This is a genomic window from Rhodomicrobium sp. (assembly GCF_047605405.1).
GTDB classification, from domain to species: domain Bacteria; phylum Pseudomonadota; class Alphaproteobacteria; order Rhizobiales; family Rhodomicrobiaceae; genus Rhodomicrobium; species Rhodomicrobium lacus.
The window spans coordinates 1-25077 of the sequence record NZ_JASGFR010000029.1 but is presented as its reverse complement, the minus strand read 5'-3'; the positions used below and the strand labels follow the sequence as shown (position 1 = coordinate 25077).

Annotated in this window: 31 protein-coding genes; 29 read left to right on the top strand and 2 right to left on the bottom strand. The window is 59.2% G+C overall.

Features of this window, described 5'->3' with window-relative positions:
- Positions 1 to 12: 12 nt before the first annotated feature.
- From QM659_RS12270 to QM659_RS12255, 4 genes are all read left to right on the top strand, one after another.
- Positions 13 to 408, top strand: coding sequence for a hypothetical protein (locus QM659_RS12270; protein WP_415188617.1), 396 nt, complete (start codon positions 13 to 15; stop codon positions 406 to 408).
- Complete coding sequence (locus QM659_RS12265; RefSeq protein WP_415188616.1) at positions 405 to 869, top strand: rod-binding protein; 465 nt, start codon at positions 405 to 407, stop codon at positions 867 to 869. The genes QM659_RS12270 and QM659_RS12265 overlap by 4 nt, the downstream gene beginning before the upstream one ends.
- A 70-nt stretch (positions 870 to 939) precedes the next feature.
- Positions 940 to 1251: a hypothetical protein gene (locus QM659_RS12260; RefSeq protein ID WP_415188615.1), complete on the top strand. Its 312-nt coding sequence runs from the start codon at positions 940 to 942 to the stop codon at positions 1249 to 1251.
- 12 nt (positions 1252 to 1263) lie between these two features.
- Positions 1264 to 1734, top strand: coding sequence for a hypothetical protein (locus tag QM659_RS12255; RefSeq protein WP_303484380.1), 471 nt, complete (start codon positions 1264 to 1266; stop codon positions 1732 to 1734).
- Positions 1735 to 1912: 178 nt separating this feature from the next.
- Here the strand turns inward: QM659_RS12255 and QM659_RS12250 are convergent, their stop codons facing one another.
- A complete protein-coding gene (locus QM659_RS12250) occupies positions 1913 to 2851 on the bottom strand; it encodes a FliM/FliN family flagellar motor switch protein (protein WP_303484382.1) in 939 nt (312 codons plus the stop codon).
- Between the two features lie 14 nt (positions 2852 to 2865).
- Complete coding sequence (locus QM659_RS12245) at positions 2866 to 3879, bottom strand: flagellar motor switch protein FliG (RefSeq protein ID WP_127078136.1); 1014 nt, start codon at positions 3877 to 3879, stop codon at positions 2866 to 2868.
- Positions 3880 to 4312: 433 nt separating this feature from the next.
- Here QM659_RS12245 and QM659_RS12240 point away from each other — a divergent pair, with 433 nt between their 5' ends.
- From QM659_RS12240 to QM659_RS12120, 25 genes are all read left to right on the top strand, one after another.
- Positions 4313 to 4612, top strand: a complete 300-nt coding sequence (locus QM659_RS12240) for an STAS domain-containing protein (RefSeq protein ID WP_164730016.1) — start codon at positions 4313 to 4315, stop codon at positions 4610 to 4612.
- Positions 4605 to 4970 (top strand): response regulator, encoded by a 366-nt coding sequence (locus tag QM659_RS12235; protein ID WP_127078132.1) that lies wholly within the window; start codon positions 4605 to 4607, stop codon positions 4968 to 4970. Before QM659_RS12240 ends, QM659_RS12235 begins: the two co-directional genes overlap by 8 nt.
- A 12-nt stretch (positions 4971 to 4982) precedes the next feature.
- Positions 4983 to 7094: a chemotaxis protein CheA gene (locus QM659_RS12230; RefSeq protein ID WP_415188614.1), complete on the top strand. Its 2112-nt coding sequence runs from the start codon at positions 4983 to 4985 to the stop codon at positions 7092 to 7094.
- Positions 7095 to 7124: 30 nt separating this feature from the next.
- Positions 7125 to 7652, top strand: coding sequence for a chemotaxis protein CheW (locus QM659_RS12225; RefSeq protein ID WP_127078128.1), 528 nt, complete (start codon positions 7125 to 7127; stop codon positions 7650 to 7652).
- 55 nt (positions 7653 to 7707) lie between these two features.
- Positions 7708 to 9987, top strand: coding sequence for a methyl-accepting chemotaxis protein (locus QM659_RS12220; protein WP_415188613.1), 2280 nt, complete (start codon positions 7708 to 7710; stop codon positions 9985 to 9987).
- A 156-nt stretch (positions 9988 to 10143) separates the two neighbouring features.
- Entirely contained in the window at positions 10144 to 11013 is an 870-nt protein-coding gene (locus tag QM659_RS12215; RefSeq protein WP_127078124.1) for a CheR family methyltransferase, read from the top strand.
- Complete coding sequence (locus QM659_RS12210) at positions 11010 to 11621, top strand: chemoreceptor glutamine deamidase CheD (RefSeq protein ID WP_127078122.1); 612 nt, start codon at positions 11010 to 11012, stop codon at positions 11619 to 11621. The genes QM659_RS12215 and QM659_RS12210 overlap by 4 nt, the downstream gene beginning before the upstream one ends.
- Before the next feature lie 10 nt (positions 11622 to 11631).
- The gene (locus QM659_RS12205; protein ID WP_415188612.1) at positions 11632 to 12735 is read left to right on the top strand and encodes a protein-glutamate methylesterase/protein-glutamine glutaminase; all 1104 of its coding nucleotides are present in this window, start codon (positions 11632 to 11634) and stop codon (positions 12733 to 12735) included.
- Positions 12732 to 13829: a methyl-accepting chemotaxis protein gene (locus QM659_RS12200; RefSeq protein WP_415188611.1), complete on the top strand. Its 1098-nt coding sequence runs from the start codon at positions 12732 to 12734 to the stop codon at positions 13827 to 13829. Before QM659_RS12205 ends, QM659_RS12200 begins: the two co-directional genes overlap by 4 nt.
- Positions 13830 to 13841: 12 nt before the next feature.
- A complete protein-coding gene (locus QM659_RS12195; RefSeq protein ID WP_415188610.1) occupies positions 13842 to 14639 on the top strand; it encodes a DUF1217 domain-containing protein in 798 nt (265 codons plus the stop codon).
- Positions 14640 to 14703: 64 nt separating this feature from the next.
- A complete protein-coding gene (motA, locus tag QM659_RS12190; RefSeq protein WP_303484396.1) occupies positions 14704 to 15570 on the top strand; it encodes a flagellar motor stator protein MotA in 867 nt (288 codons plus the stop codon).
- Between the two features lie 116 nt (positions 15571 to 15686).
- Positions 15687 to 15974, top strand: coding sequence for a flagellar motor switch protein FliN (gene fliN / locus QM659_RS12185; RefSeq protein WP_164730095.1), 288 nt, complete (start codon positions 15687 to 15689; stop codon positions 15972 to 15974).
- An 86-nt stretch (positions 15975 to 16060) separates the two neighbouring features.
- Positions 16061 to 17122: a flagellar biosynthesis protein FlhB gene (locus QM659_RS12180; protein WP_415188609.1), complete on the top strand. Its 1062-nt coding sequence runs from the start codon at positions 16061 to 16063 to the stop codon at positions 17120 to 17122.
- A gap of 256 nt (positions 17123 to 17378) precedes the next feature.
- Positions 17379 to 17753 (top strand): flagellar basal body protein, encoded by a 375-nt coding sequence (locus QM659_RS12175; protein WP_127078108.1) that lies wholly within the window; start codon positions 17379 to 17381, stop codon positions 17751 to 17753.
- On the top strand, positions 17753 to 18172 hold the full coding sequence (gene flgC, locus QM659_RS12170; protein ID WP_127078106.1) for a flagellar basal body rod protein FlgC: 420 nt from the start codon (positions 17753 to 17755) through the stop codon (positions 18170 to 18172). The genes QM659_RS12175 and flgC overlap by 1 nt, the downstream gene beginning before the upstream one ends.
- A gap of 2 nt (positions 18173 to 18174) precedes the next feature.
- A complete protein-coding gene (locus QM659_RS12165) occupies positions 18175 to 18483 on the top strand; it encodes a flagellar hook-basal body complex protein FliE (RefSeq protein ID WP_127078104.1) in 309 nt (102 codons plus the stop codon).
- A gap of 10 nt (positions 18484 to 18493) precedes the next feature.
- Positions 18494 to 19279 (top strand): flagellar basal-body rod protein FlgG, encoded by a 786-nt coding sequence (gene flgG, locus QM659_RS12160; protein WP_415188608.1) that lies wholly within the window; start codon positions 18494 to 18496, stop codon positions 19277 to 19279.
- Positions 19279 to 19746, top strand: coding sequence for a flagellar basal body P-ring formation chaperone FlgA (gene flgA / locus QM659_RS12155; protein ID WP_415188607.1), 468 nt, complete (start codon positions 19279 to 19281; stop codon positions 19744 to 19746). The genes flgG and flgA overlap by 1 nt, the downstream gene beginning before the upstream one ends.
- Before the next feature lie 3 nt (positions 19747 to 19749).
- Positions 19750 to 20853: a flagellar basal body P-ring protein FlgI gene (locus QM659_RS12150; RefSeq protein WP_415188606.1), complete on the top strand. Its 1104-nt coding sequence runs from the start codon at positions 19750 to 19752 to the stop codon at positions 20851 to 20853.
- An 8-nt stretch (positions 20854 to 20861) separates the two neighbouring features.
- Positions 20862 to 21596, top strand: a complete 735-nt coding sequence (locus QM659_RS12145) for a MotE family protein (protein ID WP_415188605.1) — start codon at positions 20862 to 20864, stop codon at positions 21594 to 21596.
- Positions 21593 to 22324 (top strand): flagellar basal body L-ring protein FlgH, encoded by a 732-nt coding sequence (flgH, locus tag QM659_RS12140; protein WP_303484409.1) that lies wholly within the window; start codon positions 21593 to 21595, stop codon positions 22322 to 22324. The genes QM659_RS12145 and flgH overlap by 4 nt, the downstream gene beginning before the upstream one ends.
- 18 nt (positions 22325 to 22342) lie before the next feature.
- Positions 22343 to 22777, top strand: coding sequence for a flagellar basal body-associated FliL family protein (locus tag QM659_RS12135; protein WP_415188604.1), 435 nt, complete (start codon positions 22343 to 22345; stop codon positions 22775 to 22777).
- A gap of 1 nt (position 22778) precedes the next feature.
- A complete protein-coding gene (gene fliP, locus QM659_RS12130; RefSeq protein ID WP_415188603.1) occupies positions 22779 to 23639 on the top strand; it encodes a flagellar type III secretion system pore protein FliP in 861 nt (286 codons plus the stop codon).
- 101 nt (positions 23640 to 23740) lie between these two features.
- A complete protein-coding gene (locus QM659_RS12125; RefSeq protein WP_415188602.1) occupies positions 23741 to 24091 on the top strand; it encodes a hypothetical protein in 351 nt (116 codons plus the stop codon).
- Positions 24092 to 24202: 111 nt separating this feature from the next.
- The gene (locus QM659_RS12120) at positions 24203 to 24766 is read left to right on the top strand and encodes a hypothetical protein (protein WP_127078088.1); all 564 of its coding nucleotides are present in this window, start codon (positions 24203 to 24205) and stop codon (positions 24764 to 24766) included.
- Positions 24767 to 25077 lie beyond the last annotated feature (311 nt).

Sequence of the window (25077 nt, the reverse complement as noted above, 5' to 3'; positions counted from 1 at the left end):
ACAGAACGCCTCTTGAATGCATACCGTCAACTGCAAGTGGCAACACGGATCGAGGCGCAGCAGATAAAATCTCTCATCGAAGAGAGCAAAAGAGAGGTGGCGGTAGCCGAGCGCTATCTGAACGAGGCTGTGGAAGGGGGCGTTCCGCCGCTACTCATCGTTCGCAGGCTGGCCGCCTGTGAAGATGCGGTCCAGAGGAACACCATTCTCCTAGACGGTCTCTCTCAGGAGACGCTGGAACTCGCGAAGATAGAGCTTCTCCTCAAGAAGCGCCTTGACCGGTTCGAGGACGAAAAATTTCGCATGGAACTGAGATCGTGGCTCGCCGAGGCCATCGACGCGTTTATCGGGCAAGCCGACCGCAACAACACCCGCAACCAGACAATTACCTCGGAAACAAACGGATGATGGTCGATCAAGGTGCAGACCTTATCGTGGACGCGATGCGCGCTGCAAATCCGCAACGCGTCAGGGAATCCACGGAACGACTGAGACTTCTGGCCGAAACGACCGGCTCGGTTCCTTCGATGGAAGAGCTGCTATCAGCGCCGCAAGCGCAGGCGGCGAGAGGTCTGGCTGGCCAGGGGGCCGCATCTCTCGCCGCTTTTCATCCCGCGACTTCGGGGCAGGCGGCAACCGGAAAATCTCCCTACGAACTGTTCGAGATTTCCGTGCTGAGCACGCTGTTCGAAATCATGCTGCCGAAAAGCGCTTCGGCCTTTGGCGCCGGCTTCTCGGGCAACGTCTGGAAATCGATGATGTCGCAGTCGCTCGCGGATGCGTGCGGCCGTGCCGGCGCGCTCGGCATAGCGAACCGCCTGGAAGAGCGATCAAAGAACGGCGGCGCGCGCGCCGCCCGATCCGTTTGACCAAATATCCATTTTGAAGGAGGGCCATATGATTGACCGGGATACATCGATAGGTGTTGCGCGAGTTGCGTTGAATCGTCTCGTTCGCACTCTTGACGCCGAGAACAATGCACTGGCCGCCCTCGATGCGAGGCATATCGGCGAGTTTTGCGCGGCCAAGACTGAGTCCCTTCTTGAGCTTCATCATATCGGTATTTCCATCTCGGCGCAGACCCTGCCTGACGATCTGAAGCCGCTCGTGAGCCTTGCGAGGCAAAAACTCGACCTCAATCAGTGGCTGCTGCTTATGCATCTGGACGCCGCGCGCGCCATCACCACGACGATCATGCACGCTATCTGCGATTCCGAGTCGGATGGCACCTACTCCAGATCAATCCGATAAAAGGGGGCCTTCTTGTTTCGGGAAATCGCCATTGCCGCGTGGATCGTGGCCGTCACTCTTGGAGCGGTCTTTGCCGGGAGCGTCGCCGCCAATCGCGCCGTTTCCTCGCCGTCCGTGGAGCAGGCAACTGAAGAAACTACGATCAAATTGAGGCAGCTGACGATACCGGTGATCGAGGCCGCAGGGGTCCATGGCTACGTTCTGGTACAGATGTCGGTGGTGGCCAATGTGAAGTCGGGCGGCCATGCGGCCAACTATATCGAGCTTGCCGTCACCGACGAGGCGCTCAAAGCGCTTTTCTTCAAGAACAGGGTGGCCCTTGCCAATCTCAGCAAGGACAGCCTCAAGCAGCTCGCGGAGGATATCAGGAAAAACGCAAACTCGAAAGTCGGAGACGCAACCATCAAGGACGTCTTCATCACGAGTTTGCACTTCCTGGGCAGGGATGAACTCGCCAGGGCCAACGAGCTCCGCGAGCGATAATCGCGGAGCGCCCATTGGAGCGAATTTGACATTTGAGTCTCGGCTGCCGCGAGCTCTCGCTCAAATGTCAAATTCAAAAGCTCCACCAGAATCATGGTGTTGCCAGTGGTCCTTTTGATTCCGACATTCGCTCCCAAGCGTACGAACGGATGCAAATGCCGGAATCCGGCCAAAAGCTTCAGGATCGATGATGCGGTTCGGTCTGTTCGACGTCGATATCGGACAGGGCCTCGTCAATGGTAATGGTGTAAGTTCCACGTTCCCTGCCGAGACAGCCGCGGAAGAGACGTTCGCCTTCGTACTCGAAGAAGATCTGCCGTTCCGTGCCTTCCAGTTCCAGGGTCTTGCCCACCTGAAGGTTCAACATCTCGCCAAGTTCGATCTCCTTGCCGAGAATGACGGCATCCATCGCCACCTCGGCGCGCGAAACCCGCTGGCTCAGAAGGCTCGTCCATCTTGGATCTACGGACGAAAGCATGGGAGCGCGCTGCCGCTCAAGCTTTTGCCGCACGGGAAGCAGCACGTTTTGCGGGATCAGCACGAACATGACGCCGCCGAAGTCCAGAACCTGGAACAGAATCTGCGCGTGGATCAGCATCATGTTGTGCTGGCCGAGGCTCGCGAAATCCAGCGCGGTCTCGGTACGCTCGGGCACGAGGGTGATTTCACCGACTGTCTGGAACGCTTCCGCCAGCGAGCGCGCGCCAAACTCGCAGATGACGCGGCCAATCCTCGTCTCAAGCGTAGTAAAGGGACGCTTGTCCTCATACGGCAGTTCACTGCCATCTCCACCGTACATCGCATCGACGATGGAGAAGACAAGTCGACGTTCCAACCCGATCACAATGCGCGCGTCCCACTCGCGGCAGTAAAAAATCACTGAAACGCCATCCGAGCACGCTTCGAGCAGGTCCCAGGAATCCCCGGACACGATCTGATTGACGAAAGCGGTGACGGCTGGCGAGCAATACTCGCGGAATTCTTCGCAGCACGTTGTCGCCGTGCTTTCGAAGATCGACGTGAGCACCGGCAGGCGATCGAGCGAGAGTTTCGTCAGTTCTTTCAGCTTGTCGACGATCTCGACACCGGCCCCGGCGTCGGGCGATTGGTTTCCCATGCGATCTCCAATAATCAGTTCGAACCGTCGGCGAAATTGAGTGAGATGATGCCCTGTTCCGAAAGCTTGAGAGCGATGTCTGCAATTTCGCGCCTTGCAGTCTCGATTTCTTCCTCGGTCAGTCTTGGCGGATTCGCCAGTTCCTGCTCGATGTTGCGCCTCGTGCGGGAGGGCATGGACGAGAGAATCAACTCCTTGATGCCCTCATCGAGGCCAATCAGCGAAGGAGCTATCTGGTCGGCTTCGATGTTTTCAAAAAGCTCGATCCGGGACTTCTCCGACATCTTTGCGATATCTGAGAACGTGAACATGAGATTGCGGACCAATTCCGCTTCTTTCGGACGACAATTTTCCAGACTTTGGAGCACGTCCTCCATTGCCTTCCGGTTCAATCGGTTCACGATCTTGGCCACGCGCTCGTGACTGTTCTGACCCGTTGCCTTCGCAACCTTGAGAATAAGTTCGTCTCGGATGGTCTGTTCGAGCAGCCTCATGGCGCCCTGCGTGACAAGCTTGGTCGTCAGCATCCGCCGCATGACTTCGTTGCGGTTCGGAATGAGGGGCACGATCTCGGCCGAAAAGGAGACCTTGAGCTTCGACAGGACAAAGGTAATGACCTGCGGGTGCTCTCGGTTCAGAAACTGCGCGATGAGGTGCGGCGGAAGTTCTTCGAGCCTCGGCCATACTGCCTCGTTCATTCTGGCGCGGACGTCAGCCATGATCTGGCGCACTTGCCCGGGGGGAAGGACACGGCTCAACAACCCCTCGATGGCCTCGCCGGAGCCCTTGAGACCTCCCTCGTTCGACAATTGAAGGAGAAAGTCGCCTGCAATTTGGTTGATCGTTGCCTGCGGCACGGCGCCAAGACGGGATGCAGAGCGCGCTACCGCGCGAATCTCCTCTTCCCCGAGATGCGGAAGAATCTTGGACGCGTTTTCAGAGCCAACCGCAAGAAGAAGAGCGGCCGCCCTTTCCGCCCCGCTCAGTTGTCGCGTGGGCTCTTGGTCGATGATGAGCGTTTCGGTCACAGTGGTCCACCGGTTGAGACGTACTCAACCCAGAGGTGATTCAGCTTGCGCAAAACCCGCGTAATCGCCCGAACCGTCAAATCTCCTGAAATTTGTCCCCAGACTGTTCGCTACGCACGAACAAAAACGCCCCGCACATGGCGGGGCGTTTCCGACAGGAGCAATGCCTTCAATCAGGCTCGCGTGCGGGAATGACAGGCCTCGGCGCCATCACCGCGAGCACGTTCTCCAGGCTGCAACCTGCTGTAGAGTTAGATATATAGGCGACACCTTAACGATATCTCACCAACGCGGGTGCAGCAGAAAAAATAACAACCGAAGATATCAGTCGGTTGCAACCACCCTTTAATGTGTGTGCGTTATACCTGCTACAGGTTGAAACGCAATTGGGCGGCGGCATCAGGACCATCCGCGCCGACTAAGGGGGGCTTCGTTGAAATCGACAGATTCGCAGGCAATCGAACTCCCGGGCAGCCTTGATATCAGGACTGCTCCCGAGCTGAAAGAGAGCCTCATCGCAATGCTGGCCGCTTCACCGGACCTGCGCGTTGTCGGCAACGGCGTCGGCATAGCAACGACGCCTGGCCTGCAACTGCTGATGGCTGCTGCCAGTTCGGCCGAAAAGCAGGGTGGAAGGCTGGTTCTCGTCGATCCGTCCCCTGCGCTGTGTGCCGCATTCACGGACATCGGATGCGGTTCGTTAATAACAGATTGGAGCAAGGCCGATGGCTAAGCGTGTCCTCACCGTCGATGACTCAAAGACCATGCGCGACATGGTCGCTTTCACTCTCAAAAATGCCGGCTTCGACGTGGTGGAAGCCGAAGATGGCCAGAAAGGTCTCGGCGTGCTCGGTAGCGCCAACGTTGATGTCATCATAACCGACGTCAACATGCCGAATATGGATGGGATGACCTTCATCAGGCATGTCCGGGCCCAGCCTCAATTCAAGTCGACCCCGATCCTCGTACTGACCACCGAAGGCAGTGAGGACACGCGGCAAAAAGGCCGAGATGCTGGCGCGACCGGCTGGATCGTGAAGCCTTTTTCGCCCGAGAAATTGCTGCAAGTCGTCAACAAGGTTTGCCCGTAACGCGAGGCTCAGATGTCTTCCGACCGATCTTCAGCGCTGGATCTTGACCAGTTTCGGGCGACATTCTTCGACGAATGCGCCGAAGTATTGCCAGATCTGGATTCGCGCCTTTCTACGCTCGACGCAAACGCGGTGGATGGTGAAAACTTGAATGCGATCTTCCGCGCGGTGCATTCGATCAAGGCCGGCGCCGCCGCGTTCAATTTCCGGTCGCTCGTCACATTCGCGCATGGCTTCGAGGCCCTTCTCGACCGCCTGCGGGATGATCGTCTGGAACTCAGCGCGGACGTCGCAAGCGTCTGCGTCCGTTCCGGCGACGTGCTTGCAAGCCTGGTGGAAGCCGCCCAGAAGGGCACGGACATCCCCGAAGGCTTCGGCGCGGACGTCCTCGCCGAGGTCGAGGCGCTGATCAACCCGGAGGGCACTCCCGCCTCTATTCCGGAAGAGAAGGCCTCAGCTCCCACCGCATCGGAGATGCAAAGCTGGCGCATAAATTTTACGCCCCATCGCGAGCTGTTCCGTCATGCCAACGAGCCGCTGCTCATCATCCGTGAACTGAAGCGACTCGGCGAACTCGAAGTTTGCTGCGACAGGACGGGGCTGCCCGAGCTTGCGACCCTCGATCCAGAGGAAGCCTATCTCGGATTTTCCTTCAGCCTGCGGAGCAAGGCTTCGCGCGCTGACATCCAGGAGGTTTTCGAGTTCGTAGATCAAGATTGCGATCTTGTCATCGAGGCGTTTTCTCCCGAACCCACCAAGGAAACGAAAGTGCCGTCGCGAGCGCTCCTCCCCGGATCGGCTGCGACCGCTAAGAGCGCTTCCTCGGAACGCAAGGCGAAAAGCCCCAGCTTCGTCCGCGTCGACCTGGCCCGCGTCGACCGCCTCATCAATATGGTCGGAGAACTCGTCATCACCCAGGCCATGCTGACCCAGCAGCCTTCCGAGGTTGGAACGAATCTGCGGGACCAGCGCGTGCAGGGCGCGGATGAGCTTGCAGCGCATATCCGTGAATTGCAGGAATGCGTGATGGCCATTCGCATGCAGCCGGCGCGAACGGTCTTCGCGCGGATGAACCGCCTCGTGCGCGAGTTGTCTCACAAGCTCGGCAAGAAGGTGCGACTGGTCACCTCGGGTGACGAGACGGAGGTAGACAAGACCATCGTCGAGGAATTGGTCGATCCGATCACCCATATGATCCGGAATGCAATCGACCATGGCATCGAGATGCCGGAACAGCGCCTGGCGGCGGGAAAACCGGAAGAAGCCGTGATCCACCTCTCCGCAACCCAGCGCGCCGGTAACATCCTCATAACCATCGAGGATGACGGCGCGGGCATAGACGCGGAAAAAGTGCTGGCAAAGGCCATCAGCAAGGGGCTCGTCCGACCGGATGCCGATCTCAGCGAAGAAGAGATCCATGAATTGATCTTCGCCCCCGGATTCTCCACGGCCGACAAGGTGACCGAGGTATCCGGGCGCGGCGTGGGCATGGATGTCGTGAGGCGCAACATAGCGAGCATCGGCGGCCGCATTCATACCAATTCGCAAAAGGGCCAGGGGTCGAGCTTCACTGTCGTCATCCCGCTCACGCTGGCTGTGCTCGATGGAATGCATGTCGCGGTTCGCGGGGAAAAATACATCATCCCCCTGGCCAGCATCGTTGAGAGCTTGCGCCCCGACCGGCGCCAGATCCGATCCGTTGCAGGCGGCGATGTCATCTTCATTCGCGGAGAGTACATAAGGCTCATCTACCTGCACCAGCTTTTCAACGTCGCCGGTGAAAGCGAGAATTCGCATCCGGCCCTCGTTGTGGTGGTCGAGACCGAAAACGGCACCAAGGCTGGGCTCGTGGTAGACGAACTGATCGGCCAGCAGCAGTTCGTCTTCAAGAACCTGAACGAGAATGCGGACCCGGTGCCCGGCATCGCCGGAGCTACGATCCTCGGGAACGGCCGCGTCGCCCTGATCCTGAACCTTGAGGATATCTGCTCGATTGCGAGCGCGAGCCTGAAACGCAACTCGAAGCTTGAACACCAGCGTGAGGCCTTTCTTGACGCTGGCGAAATGAGCGCCCTGGCGCAGGCTTCCGCTTCCGCCGAGCCGGTCTTGCAGGCGCAGGCCTAGATCCCGAACACCGTTGCAGAGAGAACGAACATGACCGAAGCGGCACTCGCAGTCCCGAGACAAAAATCAGTAGACAGATCATTGGGCGCCGACGCGGCCCATCAGTTCATCAGTTTTTCCATCGGCGGCGAGGAATACGCCATCGACATCACCGCTGTCCGGGAAATCCGAGGGTGGAGCGGCACCACTGCGCTGCCAAATCAGCCGGACTACGTTCTCGGCGTCATGAACCTCAGAGGCACGATCATCCCGGTTTACGATCTGAAACTGCGGTTCGGGACCGGTGCCACGGAAGCGGCCAAGTCGAAAATCGTCATCATCGTTGCGATTCGCGAACGGACCGTGGGCCTCCTTGTGGATGCCGTATCCGACATCCTGACGATCGAGACTTCGGAGATACGGCCTGTTCCGGAAATGGATCGAGGCGCCGTCGCGGAATTTCTCTCCGGCATCGTGTCCGTCGAGGGAACGATGGTGGTCGTCCTTTCGCTCGAACACCTCTTCCAGCGAGACGAAGTGGAGCAGCTACGGGAGATGGAAGATGCAGCAATCCAGTAATTCGACATCGCCCGCGAATAAAGAAATCAAAATTACCGAGAAAAAAGGCTCCATCATGTTCAATGTCAGTGGCACAGCAAAAAAAATCGCAGGCGGCCTGTTCCGAAAGGAGAAGAAACTCGAGGAGGAGCACGCGCTGCTGAGCCAGGTGCGTCGCCTTGCCGATGTCGCTTCCAATCCGCTGATGATGATCGATCGCGATTTCAAGATCATCTATGTCAACGACGCGTCGAAGGCCCTCATTCGGAAGGTGCGTGACAGCTTGCCTGCTCGGGCGCAAAGCCTGGATCCCGATAACATGACGGGGCTCTCCGCTGACATCTTCCACAAAGACCCGTCGCACATTCGCCGGTTGCTCGATGAGCCTTGGCGCTTGCCTCACAAGGCGGACGTCAAGGCCGGCGAAAGCACGTTCGAACTGTGCGTGAACGCGATCTACGGAGCGGACGGCGCCTATATCGGAAACGCTTTCGAGTGGGCTGATGTGACCGAGATCCGCGACATCATTTCGCGCGCGAAGGCCGATGAGGAAGCCAGCCAGAGGCTCCGCGCGATCATCGAGTTCACGCTGGACGGGCATGTCATCACGGCGAATGCCAACTACCTCAATATCATGGGTTTTACGCTGAACGAGATCAAGGGGCAGCATCACAGCATGCTCGTGGATCCCCAGATTCGCGGCACTGAAGCCTATCGCAACTTTGTCCAGAAGTTCGAGAAGGCGGAATTCTTTAGAGGAGAAGGAAAGCGCATCGCCAAGGGCGGTCGCGAAGTCTGGATCGCGGCGAGTTATAACCCGGTTTTCAATCACTTCGGAAAGCCGGTGAAGATCGTTGCTCACGTCACGGACATCACCGAGCAGAAAAAGGCAAATCTCAACTACGAAGCGCAACTCGCCGCCATCAACAAGAATCAGGTGGTGATCGAATTCAGCCTCGATGGCAAGGTTCTGAACGCCAACGAGAATTTCCTGAAGGTGACCGGTTATACGCTCGAAGAAATCCGCGGCCGGGATCATGAAATTTTTCTCGATCAGGATTTGCGGGGATCGAGCGAAATTCGGGGTATTTGGGACCGTCTCCGTAGTGGCGAAGCCTACAACGGGCAGGGCCGCCGCATCGGCAAGAATGGGCGCGTTTTCTGGCTGCAGGCCAGCTACAACCCGATCCTCGACTTCGATGGCAAGCCAACGAAGGTCGTCGAATTCGCCGCGGACATCACCGAGCAGAAGATTGCGGAAGTCCAACTCGTCAAAACCGTCGAGGAGATTCGAAGCGTCATCCAGGCGGCGAAGGAGTCGGACTTGACCCGCCGAATTCCGATCAATGGAAAAAGCGGAGACATGCGCGAACTGTGTCTCGGAATCAATGGGTTCCTTGATGAGATGACAGGCATCATCGGCTCTATCCTGCATGCCTCATCGACGATCGCGGCTGCGACTGCCGAAATTGCGACCGGGACGGACGACCTTTCACAGCGGACCGAACAGCAGGCATCGAGCCTTGAAGAAACGGCTGCCTCGATGGAAGAAATGGCGTCGACGATCAGGAACAATGCCGACAACGCAAGCCGCGCCAATCAGTTCAGCGCGAGCGCGCGGACTGTTGCCAGCGACGGCGGCTCCGTCGTTGCAAGGGCGGTCAGCGCCATGTCAGCCATCGAGCACTCGTCCAACAAGATCTCGGACATCATCAGCGTCATCGACGAGATCGCCTTCCAGACCAATCTCCTCGCTCTCAATGCGGCGGTCGAGGCGGCGCGCGCGGGCGATGCCGGCAAGGGCTTTGCCGTTGTTGCGTCGGAGGTTCGCTCGCTAGCGCAGCGCAGTTCGGTCGCCGCTAAAGACATCAAGGCGCTCATCGTCGAAAGCGGGCGCCAGGTGAAGGACGGTGTGAAGCTCGTCGCCGATACTGGCACGGCGCTTCAGGAAATCGTCACCTCGATCAATAGCGCCGCCGACATCGTCTCCGAAATCGCTTCGGCGACACAGGAGCAGTCGACCGGGGTTTCCGAGATCAACAAGGCCGTGGCGCAGATGGACCAGATGACGCAGCAGAACGCCGCGCTTGTGGAGGAAACCGCAGCGTCGAGCCGCACCCTGCAGACAGAGGCCGAGGCCATGTTCGAGCGGCTCTCCGCATTCCGCCTGGGAAGCGACACGGAAGCGTCAGTCAACAAGCGATCGGCCGGTGCGAAGACTGCTTCTCAGAAGCGGACATTCCGGGGCGGCGAGACGAAGCTGAACGGCTCCTATCGCGCCAACGGTGCGAACGGCCAACACTGCGCCACGCGCTCGAAAGCATCGAGCGAAGAAAATGACTGGCACGAGTTCTGATCGTCGCCAGCGACGGGCCTGAAAGCCCGCCATAGCCCGAGTGTCGGGGGCGAGATACCCCCCGGCTCTCCTTCGAAACAGATCGATATCCAGCCGACCTGAAGCGGCATCAGCCTCCAAAAGACAGATAGTGCCATGCGAGTAAGAGTCGAGCCAATGGAACGGGGAAACACGAGTTCCTCCTCCGCCGCCACAGAGTTTCCGTTCACGGCGGCTGATTTCCAGACTATCGTCGGCATCGTTTACAAGCGAAGCGGCATCGTCCTGAACGCGCACAAGCGCGACATGACATATTCGCGGCTTTCGCGGCGTCTCCGCGCGCTGGGACTGCGCTCGTTCCGGGATTATTGCGCGCTCCTGGAAAGCAGGGAAGGTGACGGCGAGGCCAGCTTCCTGATAGACGCCATCACGACGAATCTCACAAAATTCTTCCGTGAAGCACATCACTTCGATTTTTTGAAGGAGCACGTGCTCGCGCCAGGGGCGCAGCGCCGAAACGGCGAGCGTTCACACATCCGCCTTTGGTCCGCCGGTTGTTCGACCGGTGAGGAACCCTATTCCATCGCCATGGTCGCAGCCGCGCTTCAGCGCGAGGCAATGGCCGATTGGGATTTGCGCGTGCTCGCCACGGATCTCGACACGAACGTGGTGAAGAAGGCAAGGGCGGGCATTTATCCGCGGGCGTGCCTCGAAAATGTTCCGGCTGCGATGCGCGAGACATTCTTCGAACGGCGTCCCGAAGATCGCAACACAGTTCAGGTTCGGCGCAATATTCAGGATCTCGTGTCCATAAGGCAGCTCAATCTGCTGAGTCCGTGGCCTTTCCATGGGAAATTCGACGCGATCTTCTGCCGGAACGTGATGATCTACTTCGATGCTGCGACAAAGGCTGCGCTCATCGAACGGTTTCATGCGCAACTCAAGGAGGGCGGCTGGCTGTTCGTCGGCCATTCCGAATCGCTGCTCGACCACCAGGCGCGCTTCAAACTCTGCGGACGCACCGTCTATCGAAAGATCGGACAATGACAGCACTCAGGCGCTCCGTTTCCCCTCCGCGATCGAGAGTCTTCGTTCATCGGCTTGGCACGCATGCGGTGCGGATCCTGCCGGGCGAGACCTATGTCGCGGCCGACAAGGATGAATCCATCGTCACTGTTCTTGGCTCCTGCGTCTCCGCCTGCGTTCGCGACGTGAAAACGGGCATCGGCGGCATGAACCACTTCATGCTCCCCGAAAGCGAGACAGGCCAATGGGGCGATATGCTGAGCGGAGCCAACCGCTACGGGAACTTCGCGATGGAGGAACTGATCAACAAGGTTCTGAAAGCAGGCGCTCACCGCTCCAGACTCGAGGTCAAGCTGTTCGGTGGGGCGAATTTCTTCGGCGCGACGTTGATCGGCGACAAGAACGCGAGTTTCGCGCGCCGTTACGTGAAGGATGAAGCGTTGCATTTGGCGGCAAGCGACCTCGGCGGCGTTCTCGGTCGCTGGATTTGCTACACCCCATATACAGGCAAGGTTGCAAGGTTATTCTTGCGCGGCACGCAGAAGGCGCAGGTCGCCGAGGAGGAGCGTCTGTTCGGCATCACCCTCGAAGGTCAGCAGGTCGGCGGCGATGTTCAATTGTTTGACTGAGAGCGAACTCATGGCCGAGCGCAAACCCGTACGAGTTCTTGTCGTTGATGACTCCGCACTGATGCGGCGGCTCATCACGAGTATTCTTTCCTCCGATCCCGAAGTCGAGGTGATCGGCGCGGTGAACGATCCCTTCGCCGCGCGGGAAAAGATCAAAGAACTGAACCCTGACGTGATCACCCTCGACGTGGAAATGCCGCGCATGGACGGCATCGCCTTCCTTGAGAAGATCATGTCGCTGCGCCCAATGCCCGTTGTGATGTTCTCGTCGCTCACGCGCGAAGGGGCTGACGTAACGCTTCGGGCGCTCGAACTGGGAGCGGTCGACTTCCTGACCAAGCCGGACGGCGCGCTCCAGATCGGGCTCGCGGAAAGGCAGGCCGAAATCATCGCCAAAGTGAAGGCGGCGGCTCGGTCACGTGTTCGTCAGATGCCTTTGCCCTCAAGGACTGCGGTCAGATGCGGCCCTTACTCACCCGACAGAATCATCGCCATCGGGGCATCGACCGGCGGCGTGGAAGCCCTCAACCATATCCTTCGTGCGATGCCGGCCGACAGCCCGGGTATCGTCATCACGCTGCATATGCCTCCCAAGTTTACAGCGAGCTTCGCACGCCGGCTCGACGACGTCTGCGCGGTGAAAGTGAAGGAGGCCCAGAGCGGCGATGTCGTGCTTCCAGGCCACGCCTATATCGCTCCGGGTCACGCGCATCTGCGCATCAGGCGATCCGCGACGAACTATGTCTGCATCGTCGAAGGCAATGACCGCGTGAACGGTCACTGCCCCTCGGTCGACGCCCTGTTTTTCTCCGCTGCGGAGCAGGCGGGGCCTAAGGCGATTGGCGTAATTCTCACGGGAATGGGCCGGGATGGCGCGGACGGCCTGCTTGCCATGCGCACAAACGGCGCCCGTACGCTCGGCCAGGATGAAGCGAGCTGCGTCGTTTACGGCATGCCCAAAGTAGCTTTCCAACGCGGTGCGGTCGAGGCCGAAATCGCGCTCGCCGATATGGCCGGGCAGATCATGGCGCTCTTGAGCGGCGAAGGCCGTCGAAAGCCCGCCACCTCTCGCCATTCTCATGAGATTTTCTCGAACAGCAGAGACGCGAAATGACCCTTTCGACATCACAGGGCACCAGCCCCGCCACGCTTGTCTCGTTCGAAGCTGCCGGCGACGATCGCGAGGACGGCTTCCTCCGAAAAGCGCTCGACTCCGCCGCCGTGCAGGGTGTGTCGCTGAAAGCTCTGGTCAGCGAGCTGTCCGACACCTCGCATGACATCGAAACGACAGTGCAAACTCTCGTCGGACGTTTCCAGGACATCGCCTCCACAGCGCGGGGCCAGATCCAGTCCGTTCAGGAGATGCTCGACGCTGAAAGCTCCATCGAACTGAATGGGGCAACCGTCGCTCTTCCGGAACTGGCGACGAACATCGCTTCGATCTTCAACCAGCTCTTCGAGAAGATCATCCGCCTGTCATCAGGGGCTACGGCCCTTGTCTCAGCGCTCGACGATGTGCAGCAAAAAGTGCAGTCGATGCAGAAGTCGCTGGCGCAGATCGAAAAAATCAACAAGCGGACGAACCTGCTTTCGCTCAATGCGAAGATCGAGGCGGCGCGAGCGGGCAGCGCCGGGCGCGGCTTCGTGGTCGTAGCGACAGAGATCGGGGATCTCGCGCGCAGCGTCAACACGCTGTCGGACACCATCAAGCGCCAGATGTCCGAGGTTGCGGTGGGAGTTCAGCGCGGTGATTTGCTGCTCAAGGAAATTTCTTCCATCGACATGTCGCACGAGAAGGAGAAGGCCCAGGAACGCATTCGCGCCATGGTCGATCGGCTGCTCGATCAGAACGCCGCAATTGCGAGCAGTCTTTCCACAACCGGGGTCTCGTCGCGCTACATTGAGGATGCGGTTGCCTGCGCGGTGAGGGAACTCCAATTCCAGGACCGTGTGACCCAGCATATCCAGAACATCTGCGGCGCGCTTGCTCTTCTCGCCGACAGGAACGCAGACCTCGTAAAGGAAGGGCTTGCCGAAACGCGAATGTCCGCCGCTCCTCCGCACGCGACGATTCTGCTCAAGGAGATCGCCGGGACATTCAGCTTGAGCGAAATGCGCGAACGCTTCGCCGATGCGACCGGCCTCCCGATCGAACGCACCACGACGGAACCAGCCGCCGAGACCTTTGCCGACGTCCAGCTCTTTTAGGAGGCTTGCATCATGACTTCCACGCTTACAACGTTCCTTTCGATCACGAACAACTACAGCAAATGGATCGAACTGACGGCGGCTGACCCTACCGTGGCGAGCCAGACCGAATATTACAAGGCCAACATCGCCAGCGTCACGTCCCCGGATGAACTCGTCAACGACTACAAGTTGTTTTCCTATGCGCTTACGGCCTACGGCCTCGGAGATCAGGTTTACGCAAAGGCACTTTACAAGCAAGTGCTGTCCGAAGGGGCCGACAGCAAAAGTTTGGGAGCCAAACTTGGCAACCTCGGAACCCTTGAACTAGCAAAGACGTTCAACTTCGAGGAAAACGGCACATCCACCACAACGTCAGAGGCGGTTCAGACCGGCGTCGTCGATCAGTATATTGCTCAAAAGCTTGAAGAGAAGCAGGGCGAATCGAACGAGGGCGCTCAGCTGGCGCTTTATTTCTATCGCAATGCATCGAAGATCGACAGTGTCTACGACATTCTGGCCGACAAGAAGCTTCTTTCAACGGTCTACACCGCGCTCGGGCTTTCCGAATATACGGCGGCGATGGATATCGACCGGCAGGCCGCGCTTCTTACCAAGGCCCTCGATATCAGCGACTTCCAGGATCCGCAGAAGCTGACAAGCTTTATCGCAAAATTCGCCTCCCTGTATGACGCCAAGAATAACGACACCGCGAGCGACTACGTCAATGCGCTCTTCGGAAGATCGTCCAGCGGCGGCGGCGTGGTGTCGATCGGCGTCGACCTTCTTTCCAGCGTGCAGGGACTTTCGCTTGGCGGTTCCTGGCGATAGCGAACGAAGGGTCAGCCCCGCACAAGCGACTCACTCATGATGCAACCTAAATAGGATTAAGATTGTGGTCATCGCTCTTGGATTATTCGTCACCTTGGGTTGCATGCTCGCCGGCTACGTCTGGATGGGCGGTCATGTGGCCGTCATCTGGCAGCCTGCAGAGTATCTGATCATCTGCGGTGCAGCCATCGGTACCTTCATCGTGGCAAATCCCATGAAGGTTATCAAGGATACGGGCAAGGGTATCGTGGAGGCGCTCAGGAACTCTGAGCCCAAGGAAGCGGAATACCTTGCTGTTCTCGGGTTTCTCTATGCGCTTATGCGGGAGTTCAAGAATAAGCCGAAAAGTGAGGTGGAGAAGCACATCGACGATCCGTCGAAGTCGGCGATCTTCGCGAGATATCCCGAGGTGCTGGCGAATCCGGAATTGACGCAGTTCATCTGCGACTATGCACGGCTCCACATCATGGGTAACGCGCGTCCCGCAGAAATCGAGGCGCTGATGGACGAGGAAATCCAGACCATTCGACACGACGGCCTGAAGCCCTATCATGCGCTGCATGCTGTCTCGGAAGCGTTTCCCGCTCTCGGTATCGTCGCTGCGGTTCTCGGCGTCATCAAGGCCATGGCGTCGCTCGACAAGCCGCCGGAAGTGCTGGGCGCGCTCATCGCCTCTGCCATGGTTGGCACTTTCGCAGGTATCTTCCTGTCGTATGCGGTGGTTTCGCCCATCGCGACAAAGCTCAAGACCGTTCGGGAAAAGCGGCTTCACCTCTATATGCTCGTAAAGCAGACGTTCCTTGCCTTCATGAATGGCGCGATGGCCTCGGTCGCGGTCGAACATGGGCGGAAAATGATCTCGGCCCATGAACGCCCCACCATCAATCGCGTGGAGGAAAGCTTGACGGCGCCGGAGGCGAAGGCGGCGTGACCTGACGTTTGTCTCACACCAACCGAATGAAAGGGATATCGATGACGCATGAAATGGTCTTGGGTGAGGCTCTGGCGGCTGGAAATGACGTCGCTGAGGAAGTCAGCAAGACGGCGATGAACCTGATTGGTCTCGGCAAGGCAAGCGATCCCGGCGGCCTTGAGAGAGTGTTGCGGATCCCGCTTTCCCTCAAGGTTTTGCTGGGCTCTGCATCCATGCCGATCTATCAGGTGACCAAATTGGGCAGAGGCGCTGTCATTCCTCTCGATCGCAAGGTCGGCGATCCCGTCGATGTGATGATCAACGGACGCATCATTGCAAAGGGCGAGATCGTGGTGCTCGACGAGGAAGGCTCCCGTTTCGGCGTCACTCTCACCGAAATGATCGACAACACAAAGCTCTAAACCAGGCGTTCCGGCATTAAGCAGGTGTCGCTTCAACTCGATGCGCCTCGGGCTGAAGAGGCGCGCCACGGGCGGAGGCCGGTTTCTTGGCAGACAGCTCTGAAACAGACAACAAGACAGAGCCTCCGAGCGAAAAGCGTCTCCGCGACAGCCTCGAAAAGGAAGGCGGCCCGTCTTCACGTGAGGTGAACTCCGCGGCGGCGTTGTTTGCCCTTGTGCTTTTCCTGATGACAGTCGCACCGGCGTTTTTCGGCGACGCCGCGAAAAATCTGTCTGTCTTTATCGAGGACCCCTCCGGCTTCAGCCTCGAAAACGGGGCCGACGCTTTTTTTATTCTGAAGCTCGCGGGTCTGACGATCCTCAATTTCGTATGGCCGCTTGTTCTCATGCTGCTGGTAGCCACACTGGTGGCATCCTTCGCCCAGAACCCGCCGACGCTGATATTCAACAAGATCAAGCCCGATTTATCGAGGATTTCACCCCAGCAGGGGCTGAAGCGTCTTCTCGGCTTTGACAGTGTCGTTGATCTTCTGAAAAGCTTGCTCAAATTCGCTATCATTGCGGTTGCGTTCTATATCGCATTCGAAGGGGGTGCTGCCGCTCTGCTCGTGCTTCAGACGGACGCCGCCAATACGCTCGAACTGGTCAAGCGGCTTGCCTTCAAGGCCGTCCTCATCTGCGCATTTGCATGCGGCGTGTTGGCTGCTGCGGACGTTTTCTGGACGCGCTTAAGATGGCTCCGCAAGCTCAGGATGAGCCGACAGGATCTGAAGGACGAGCACAAGCAGTCCGAGGGCGACCCATTGCTGAAGGCGCGCGCTCGCTCGATCGCTCGGGCGCGCTTGCGGCGCAACATGATGTCGAACGTGCCGAACGCGACAGTCGTGATCGCCAACCCCACCCATTATGCTGTCGCGCTTCGCTATATTCGGGGTCAGGACCGGGCGCCGCAGACGCTGGCCAAAGGCAAGAACAAGCTCGCGCTGAGGATACGCGGCATAGCGGAGGCCAACGGCGTTCCCGTCGTGGAAAACAAGGCCCTCGCAAAATCGCTGCATGACGCTGTGCGCGTTGATCAGCCTATCCCGCCGGAATTCTACAAGGCGGTGGCCGAGGTTATCATCTACATCAACAAAAAGGGGCGCTGAGGCCCTTTCGGTCGAGGCATGCACCCAGCCTTGAGAGGGGCAGTCGCTTGCGCTGCGGCCGCGCGCATCCGGGGCGATCCCCGGTCGTCAAGCGCCCATGCAGTAGAAATTTATCTAAAATTTTTCAATGGTTTAGCTCGCAGCTGAGCTATGAGCCGAGCATGAACAGCTTCAGGCAAGAAATGCAACCTAAACCATTAATAGGTTGTAAAGCGTTTTGAGTCGAACCCAACTCGCGACGGACGGACGCTTGCACATGTCGAACGTGCTCGATATCGCATCTCTACAAGGCCGATGGCTTTTCGCCAAGGAGCGGGTTCTGGCTCAGAACGTCGCGAATGCGAATACGCCTGGATACAAGACGGCTAACGTCGTTCCGTTCGAGGCCGTTGTGGATAACATCGGGCTGCAGATGACTTCGACGAGCCCGTCGCACCTTCAGGCCGAGGTTTCGCAGGTTGCGTCCTTTGCGCAGGAAGACGCCGCCGATGGAGCGACGTTCTATTCCGGCGGCGATGTGAATCTCGATCAGGAGATGCTCAAGAGTTCGGAAGTGATGCGCGATTACGCGCTGAACACCGCGGTCGTGAAGAGCTTTCACAGCATGATCTCTCAAGCGGCGAAGGGGTGATGGCGATGGACAATCTGTCTGCCTCTCTTGCCATCGCGGGTTCGGGCCTGTCGGCGCAGTCGCAGCGCATTCGCGTCGCGACCGAGAACCTCGCGAACTCCGAATCCACCGGCAAGACGCCGGGGGCGCTCCCTTACACGCGCAAGATCCTGAGCTTCGATCAGGAACTCGATGCCGCAACGGGGGCTGAACTGGTGACCATTGGCGATGTCGAGGCGGATCGGTCTCCCTATCGCATCGAAAACATTCCGGGACATCCGGCGGCCGACGCCCAAGGCAATGTCAAGCTTCCAAATGTGAACGTTCTCGTGGAACTCGCGGACATCCGCGAAGGCGCGCGAAGTTACGAAGCGAACCTGCAAGTTCTCAAGCAGGTGCGCCATCTCGAAACCCTTACCATCGACATCCTCAAGGTTTGATCATGACGATTGCCTCGCTTGCCTCATTTGCCGTTTCCGACTCTTCGGTGACGTCCGCTTTACAAAAGAAGACGGCCTCGGCCGGCATCGCTTCGGCGGATTTCTCCAGCGTGCTGGCTGCGCTTGGGCAGCAGACGGCGACCGATATCAAGACGGGCGAAAGTGTCGCCGCGGCCGGTCTCCAGGGGCGGGCTTCCACCCAGGAGGTGGTGCAAGCGGTATCCAGGGCGGAGCTGTCGCTGCAATCGGCCCTCGCCGTGCGCGACAAGGCCGTCTCTGCCTATCAGGAACTCACCCGGATGACGATCTAGCGAGGCCATCATGCGCGCCCTTTCCGTCGCTGCGACCGGCATGGTTGCTCAGCAAACGAATGTCGAAGTCATCGCGAACAATATCGCGAATGCCAATACGGTTGCCTTCAAGCGGTCGCGAGCGGAATTCGCCGACCTGCTTTACCAGTCGGAGCGTGCGGCGGGCGTCCCCAACCGAAGCGATGCCGACCCGATACCGGAGGCGTCGCAGATCGGTCTCGGCGTACAGCCGGTCGCCATCAGAAGTCTGCATACGCAGGGCCCGCTCACCAAGACCGGCAATTCGCTCGACCTCGCGCTCAGCGGGCGCGGGTGGTTCCAGATCACCGGCGCGAACAACGAGACGCTTTATACGCGTGCGGGCACGTTCAGCAAGAACGCAACGGGCCAACTCGTGACGCAGGACGGCTACACAGTTATCCCGAGCATTACGATCCCGACGAACGTAACGTCGATCCAGGTCAACACCGATGGGACGGTCTACGTCGATCCCGGCACGGGTGTCATGACGCAGGTCGGACAGCTCACGATCGCCAATTTCGCAAACGAAGCGGGACTTGAGGCACTCGGCAACAACCTCTTCCGGGAAACGCTATCCTCGGGCAGCGCTCAGGTTCAGGTGCCGGGGAGCGAGGGTTACGCCACGGTTCAGCAGTACTACGTCGAAAGTTCGAATGTAGACCCGGTGCAGGAGATCACGAATCTGATCTCCGCACAGAGAAACTACGAGATGAACTCCAAGGTCATTCAGGCCGCGGACGAGATGTTCCAGGTTCTCACGAAGAATAATCTCTGATGGGTGGCTTCATGAAAGGCGTCATGATCACCGCGGCGTTGGCCGCACCGATTTTCCTCGCCACCCCATCGCAGGCGGAGCAGGGGGGACGGGTCGTGCCCGTGCCGAAGCGCGCGCTCTACCCCGGCGACGTCATTACGGAGGACATGCTCTCCTCGAAGCAACTGTCAGAGAACGAGAACGCAGGCTCTTTCGTGACCGAAGCGAGCGGCCTGATCGGCAAGACTTCGCGACGCACCTTGTTGCCGGGACTGCCTATCCCGAAAGTCGCGATCCGGGAGCCTGTGGTTGTCCGCCAGGGCAAGGCGGTTTCGCTCGTTTATGAATCCGGCACCGTGCGCATTACGGGCGTCGCCACGGCGCTGCAATCCGGCAGCGTCGGCGAAACCATCAGCGCGCGCAATCCGGACTCCGGGGTCGTTATCCACGGCATCGTTGCGGCCGATGGCAGCGTGCGGGTGAACTAAGCCGTGAAACGTTTCCTGATCGCACTTCTGATGGTCCAGCCTGCGCATGCGACGACTCGCATCAAGGACATTGCTGTGATCCAGAATGTCCGGTCGAACCAGCTCGTGGGCTACGGGATCGTGGTGGGATTGAATGGCACCGGCGACAATCTCAGAAGCTCGCCTTTCACCAGTCAGTCGATCCAGTCGATGCTGGACCGAATGGGCGTAAACATCCGCAACAACCTCACGAACAACAATCAGGTTCAGACGAAGAACGCGGCGGCCGTCATCGTGACGGGGGAATTGCCCGCCTTCGCCCGTGAGGGTGGCCGGGTTGATGTCACGGTTTCTTCGCTCGGCAACGCAACCTCGCTTGAGGGGGGTACGCTCCTTATGACGCCGCTTTCGGGCGCGGATGGCGTGATCTACGCCGCCGCGCAGGGCCAGGTCAGCGTATCGGGCTTTGCTGCAGGTGGCCGCGCGGAGAAGCTGACGCAGGGCGTTCCGACCGCCGGCCGCATCGCGAATGGCGCGCTTGTGGAGCGGCGCCTGCCAATCGAACTCGAACGCTTCAAGTCCTTTACGCTGGAACTTCTGAACCCCGACTTTTCCACGGCGACGCGAGCTGCCGATGTGATCAACGCGTATACGATGCCGACCTACGGCGGACGCTCTGCGCGTGCGAAAGACCTGCGCTCCATCGAACTGCTGCGTCCGCCAAGGCTCGATGCAGCGCGCTTTATCAGTGAAATCAGCGAGCTGCCCATTCAGCCGGACGCGCCAGCGCGGATCGTGATCGACGAGCGCACGGGAACCGTGGTGATCGGGAGCGACGTGAAGATCAGCACCGTGGCGGTTGCGCACGGCAACATAACGGTGCGCGTCACCGAGATGCCGAAGGTCGTGCAACCCGCGCCCTTCTCGCGCGGAGAGACGGCAATCGAGGATCGTACGGCGGTCAACGCCGAGCAACCCGATGGGACGCTCTTCATGCTGAACGGCGCCAACCTTCAGTCTCTCGTCACGGGGCTCAACCGGATGGGGCTCAAGCCCCAGGGCATTATCGCGATCCTTCAGGCCATCAAGTCGGCGGGCGCGCTGCAGGCAGAACTGGTGGTGCAATGATGAGGCGCATGGTTCGATCCGCAAGTTGCCTCATGGCGCTCGCCGCCGTTGCGCAGATGTCGACGCCTCCGGCCGCAGCTCAGCAATACGCATGGGGCTGGCCAGACGAGGGCGGAGCGTCGCGCAAGGCTCGCGGGGCCACTCCGCAACCCCAGTGGGATGCCTCCGTCGACCAGGCTGCCAAAAAGGCGGGTGAAGCTCGCGCGAAAGAGCCTGATGCGGCAAAGGCCGCGCCGGCGCCAGGGGCCGTGCCGGCCCCCAACTCGCGGGCTGCGCAGTCCTACTGCGAAAATATCGCAGATGCGGCGGCGGATGCGCGCTATCTGAGCCAGAAAGCCGAATTGATGAAGCTCGACGACGAGCTCGCGCGGCGCACGGCTCTGCTCGAAGAGAAAACGACTGAATACAAGGTGTGGCTCGAACGCCGTAACGAGTTCATGAAAAAGGCAGAGCAAAGCCTCGTGGAGCTTTACACCAAGGTGAAGCCGGACGCGGCGGCCGCTCAGATCGCCGCCATGGACGAGGAGGCAGCCTCGGCTCTGCTCATCAAACTGAGCACGAAGAAATCCAGCGCGATTCTGGATGAGATGCCGCCGGAAAAGGCGGCCCGGATCGTGGCCGTGATGATTGGGGCGGTCAGGGAACAGGATAGTTCCGCCCCGGCTGCGGCTCTGGGCGATGCAAACCGGAAGAACAACGTAAAGTCGGCCAGCCCGTCTCGGCAGAGCGAGGAAAAATCATGAAGATCTGCACGGCGGCAGCAGTGGGGACCGCCTTGATGCTTGGTGGATGCCTCAACAAGATGAACGAGATCGGTCGCGAGCCGACGCTCACGCCAGTCGGCGCTGGGCTGGTGCCGTCTCACACGGCGATCGGCACGATGCCGGCGACACCCGCGTCTTATGTAACCCGAGCCTCGCTGTGGCAGGACAACGGAGCGGACCTGTTCAAGGATCCGCGCGCGACCAAGGTCGGCGACGTCATCACGGTGAGGATATCCATCAAGGACAAGGCCTCGATCGATAACAACAACAGTCGCTCGCGGTCCTCGACGCGGGAACTGGATATCACCAACAAGGCCAACCTGAGCTGGTCGGGGCTCAACAAGCATCTGGACACGCAAAGCAGCGGCGAGTTGGACCCCAAGGTGGAATCGACGACCAGCACCGATGCAAAGGGCGGCATTTCTCGTGCGGAAAGCATCAACCTCCTCATCGGCGCGGTCGTGACGGAGGTGCTGCCGAACGGCAACCTTATCGTCGCCGGTCGTCAGGAAGTTCGCGTGAACTTCGAGCTGCGGGAACTGCTGATTTCGGGGATCATCCGGCCGCGCGATATCGCGACCGACAACAGCATTTCATACGACAAGATCGCGGAGGCCCGCATCTCCTACGGCGGACGCGGGCGCATCATGGAAGTGGCACAGCCGGCCTGGGGCCAGCAGGTGACCGACTGGCTTCTGCCCTTTTAAGACGCGAGAGGATCTGGCGTGACGGAACGTGGACCAAAAATGCTGCTCGGAGCCGTTACCGGCGCGCTGGTCGCTGCTGCGGCGGGGTTCGCGTTCGGCTTCATGGAGCCCGGAGTTTTTCAGTCGGCGCCGGTCGCGCCCGCGCCGCAGCCGGTGATAACGAGAAGCGAGGTCAAGGTGCTTCCGCCCATCATCGCCAATCTGGCGAACGGCTCGAACCTCTCGATCCGGCTTGAGGCGGCGGTCGTTCTCAAGCCCGACGTCGCCGAGGCAGCGGAAATCAGTGCAAGGATTTCTGACGATCTGGTGACATTCCTGAAAACAGTCTCGATCCGCGAGATAGAGGGGCCGACCGGGTTTCAGCTCCTCAAGAACGATCTGAAATCGCGCGCTTCCCGGATCGGCGACGGCAAAACCCTGGATCTGTTGATCCTGACTTTCGTGGTGCAGTGAGATGCAGGGCGCAATCGCACCGTCTGTCATCGGCTATTCGGAGGGCGACATGCGCCCGCATCCGCATGAAGCACCTCTGACTAGGGGAAGTGCGGGCGTCGTCTCCACCTGGCGAGGAAGGCGAGCAACGGCGGCGCTCGTTCTCATCCTGCTGATTCTGGTGCCAGCCAGCGCGTGCGCTCAACAAGCTGGCGGTCCGCTCGGCGGTCTCGCTTCGTTGTTCCCGGAGACAGCGGACGGCACATCGTCGCGCATCATTCAGCTGGTGCTTGTGATCACGGTGCTGTCGCTGGCGCCCGGGATCCTCATCATGGTGACGTGCTTCACCCGCTTTGTCATTGCGCTGTCTTTCTTGCGGGTCGGTCTCGGTTTGCCATCCACCCCAGCCAACATCATCCTCGTGAGCCTTGCGCTGTTCATGACCGCTTTCACGATGTCGCCCACTTTCGAAAAGGCTTGGGAAACGGGTGTCAGGCCCTTCATGGACAAGAAGCTTTCAGAGGATGAGGCTTTCTACAAGATTACCGATCCGTTCCGGGAGTTCATGATGGCGAACGTGCGCCAGAAGGATCTCGATCTCTTCTCGGGAATGTCTCGGCAAGCGAGCCCCGAGGGGACGCCCACCCTCAGGATGCTCATCCCCGCATTCATGATCTCCGAGCTTCGGCGCGGCTTCGAAATCGGCTTCCTGATCATGCTTCCATTCCTGGTGATCGACCTCATCGCGTCAACGGTGCTGATGGCCATGGGCATGATGATGGTCGCTCCAACTACGGTCTCGCTGCCTTTCAAGGTCCTGTTCTTCATCCTGATCGACGGCTGGAATCTTCTGGTCGGGAATCTCGTTCGCTCGTTCAACTAGGATCAATCGTAAGTTGTGCAATACGTGCATTACCAGTTGCCAAACCACGAGGTGAACCGTCATGGTCGCGTTAGCTTCTCCCATAACTGAGAAAGGCTTTGTTGGCTCAAGTCGTTCAAACGAAGTTGCCCACGATCACCATTCGCCATCAAAAGCCCGACGACCGTAATCATCAGAATGATCGTTCGGCACTCCCAAAGGACCTTCAAAGTGGCCACAACGATATAGGCACCGAGCGCGAGCAGGGCGATCGACTGGAACGGGAGGTTCGTCAACGTTGCTGTGAGGGGCAAAACGTCGACTCCCGAAAATGGAGCACTCGTCATCCTTGCCTCTTTGCCACCCCCAATGAACCACAGATTGTGCAAAACATAAAGCACAACGGACTGCCGCAGCAAGTAGTGAGAGAAACGGTGTCGCCCAAGAATGGAATAAAAGTAAACGACTGGTGAATGTGCTCACTAAACTAATGGAAGATTTGTCCGCTTCTAGCAGACGAGTAATGTGTTCAACCTAGCTTAATCAATGTCGAGTTCTGGTCACTCAAACGCGAAAAAAAAAGCATGTCTCTCCGCATTTCCGCTTTTGCCGATGAAGTCGGCTTTCATGTGCACTCAACTCGCTCCAGCGTTAATAAATACGCGATCGACGCTGATGCATGGATAGAGGGTGCCACCGCTGCCGGATGGATGCCACATTTGCGGCAGAGGCCGCTTTCGGCTGGCTATGTCGCTGGTGAATGGCAAATTGCTACGCTGAAAAACGCAAACACGGTCAGCTATCCGGGCCCGATACCCGAAGCCTTGTGGGACGATGTCTTCATAGGGCTGGGCTCGCGCGGCTTGGTGAGGGCACAGCCCGACCTCAGGGTCTGGAACGGCGACGTTTTGCCGGATGTTCTCTCGCCCGGGGCCGTTCTCGTGCGCCTCAGCCTTCTGCGCGCTGCTGCTGCGCAGCCGGCCGCAATGGCCCTCGATATTTCCAGTCTTCAGGCCCGCCTGGCGAAAAGCGCGGCGAGCAGGAAACTTGAGCTCGATGAACTGATGATCGAGCTTCTGGAAAGATACGCCGAGCGTGCGGGCATTCCCGAGCACTGGCTGATCTGGGGCATTGCGGAGGAGCTGTAATGCCCACCCGGGTCGCTCACCGGGAAAGAGTTGACGAGGACGAGGCTGCGCGCCGTGGGCGGCGCAACCTCAATTCGCCGGGCCGCAAATCGCGAGCCGTGGCAGCAAACGTTTAGTAACCCCGAGTAACGGCTGATCCGAGGCATAGCGAAAGGCTTTGCTGCCCGTTCCGTCTGCTATTCGGGGGACGTGTCCATTGGGACGGAGGCTGCGCGCCGCGGGCGGCGCAACCTCAATTCGCCGGGCCGCAACGCGCGAGCCGTGGCGCCAGGCGTTCAGTATTCACGAGTATCGGCTGATCCGAGGCATAG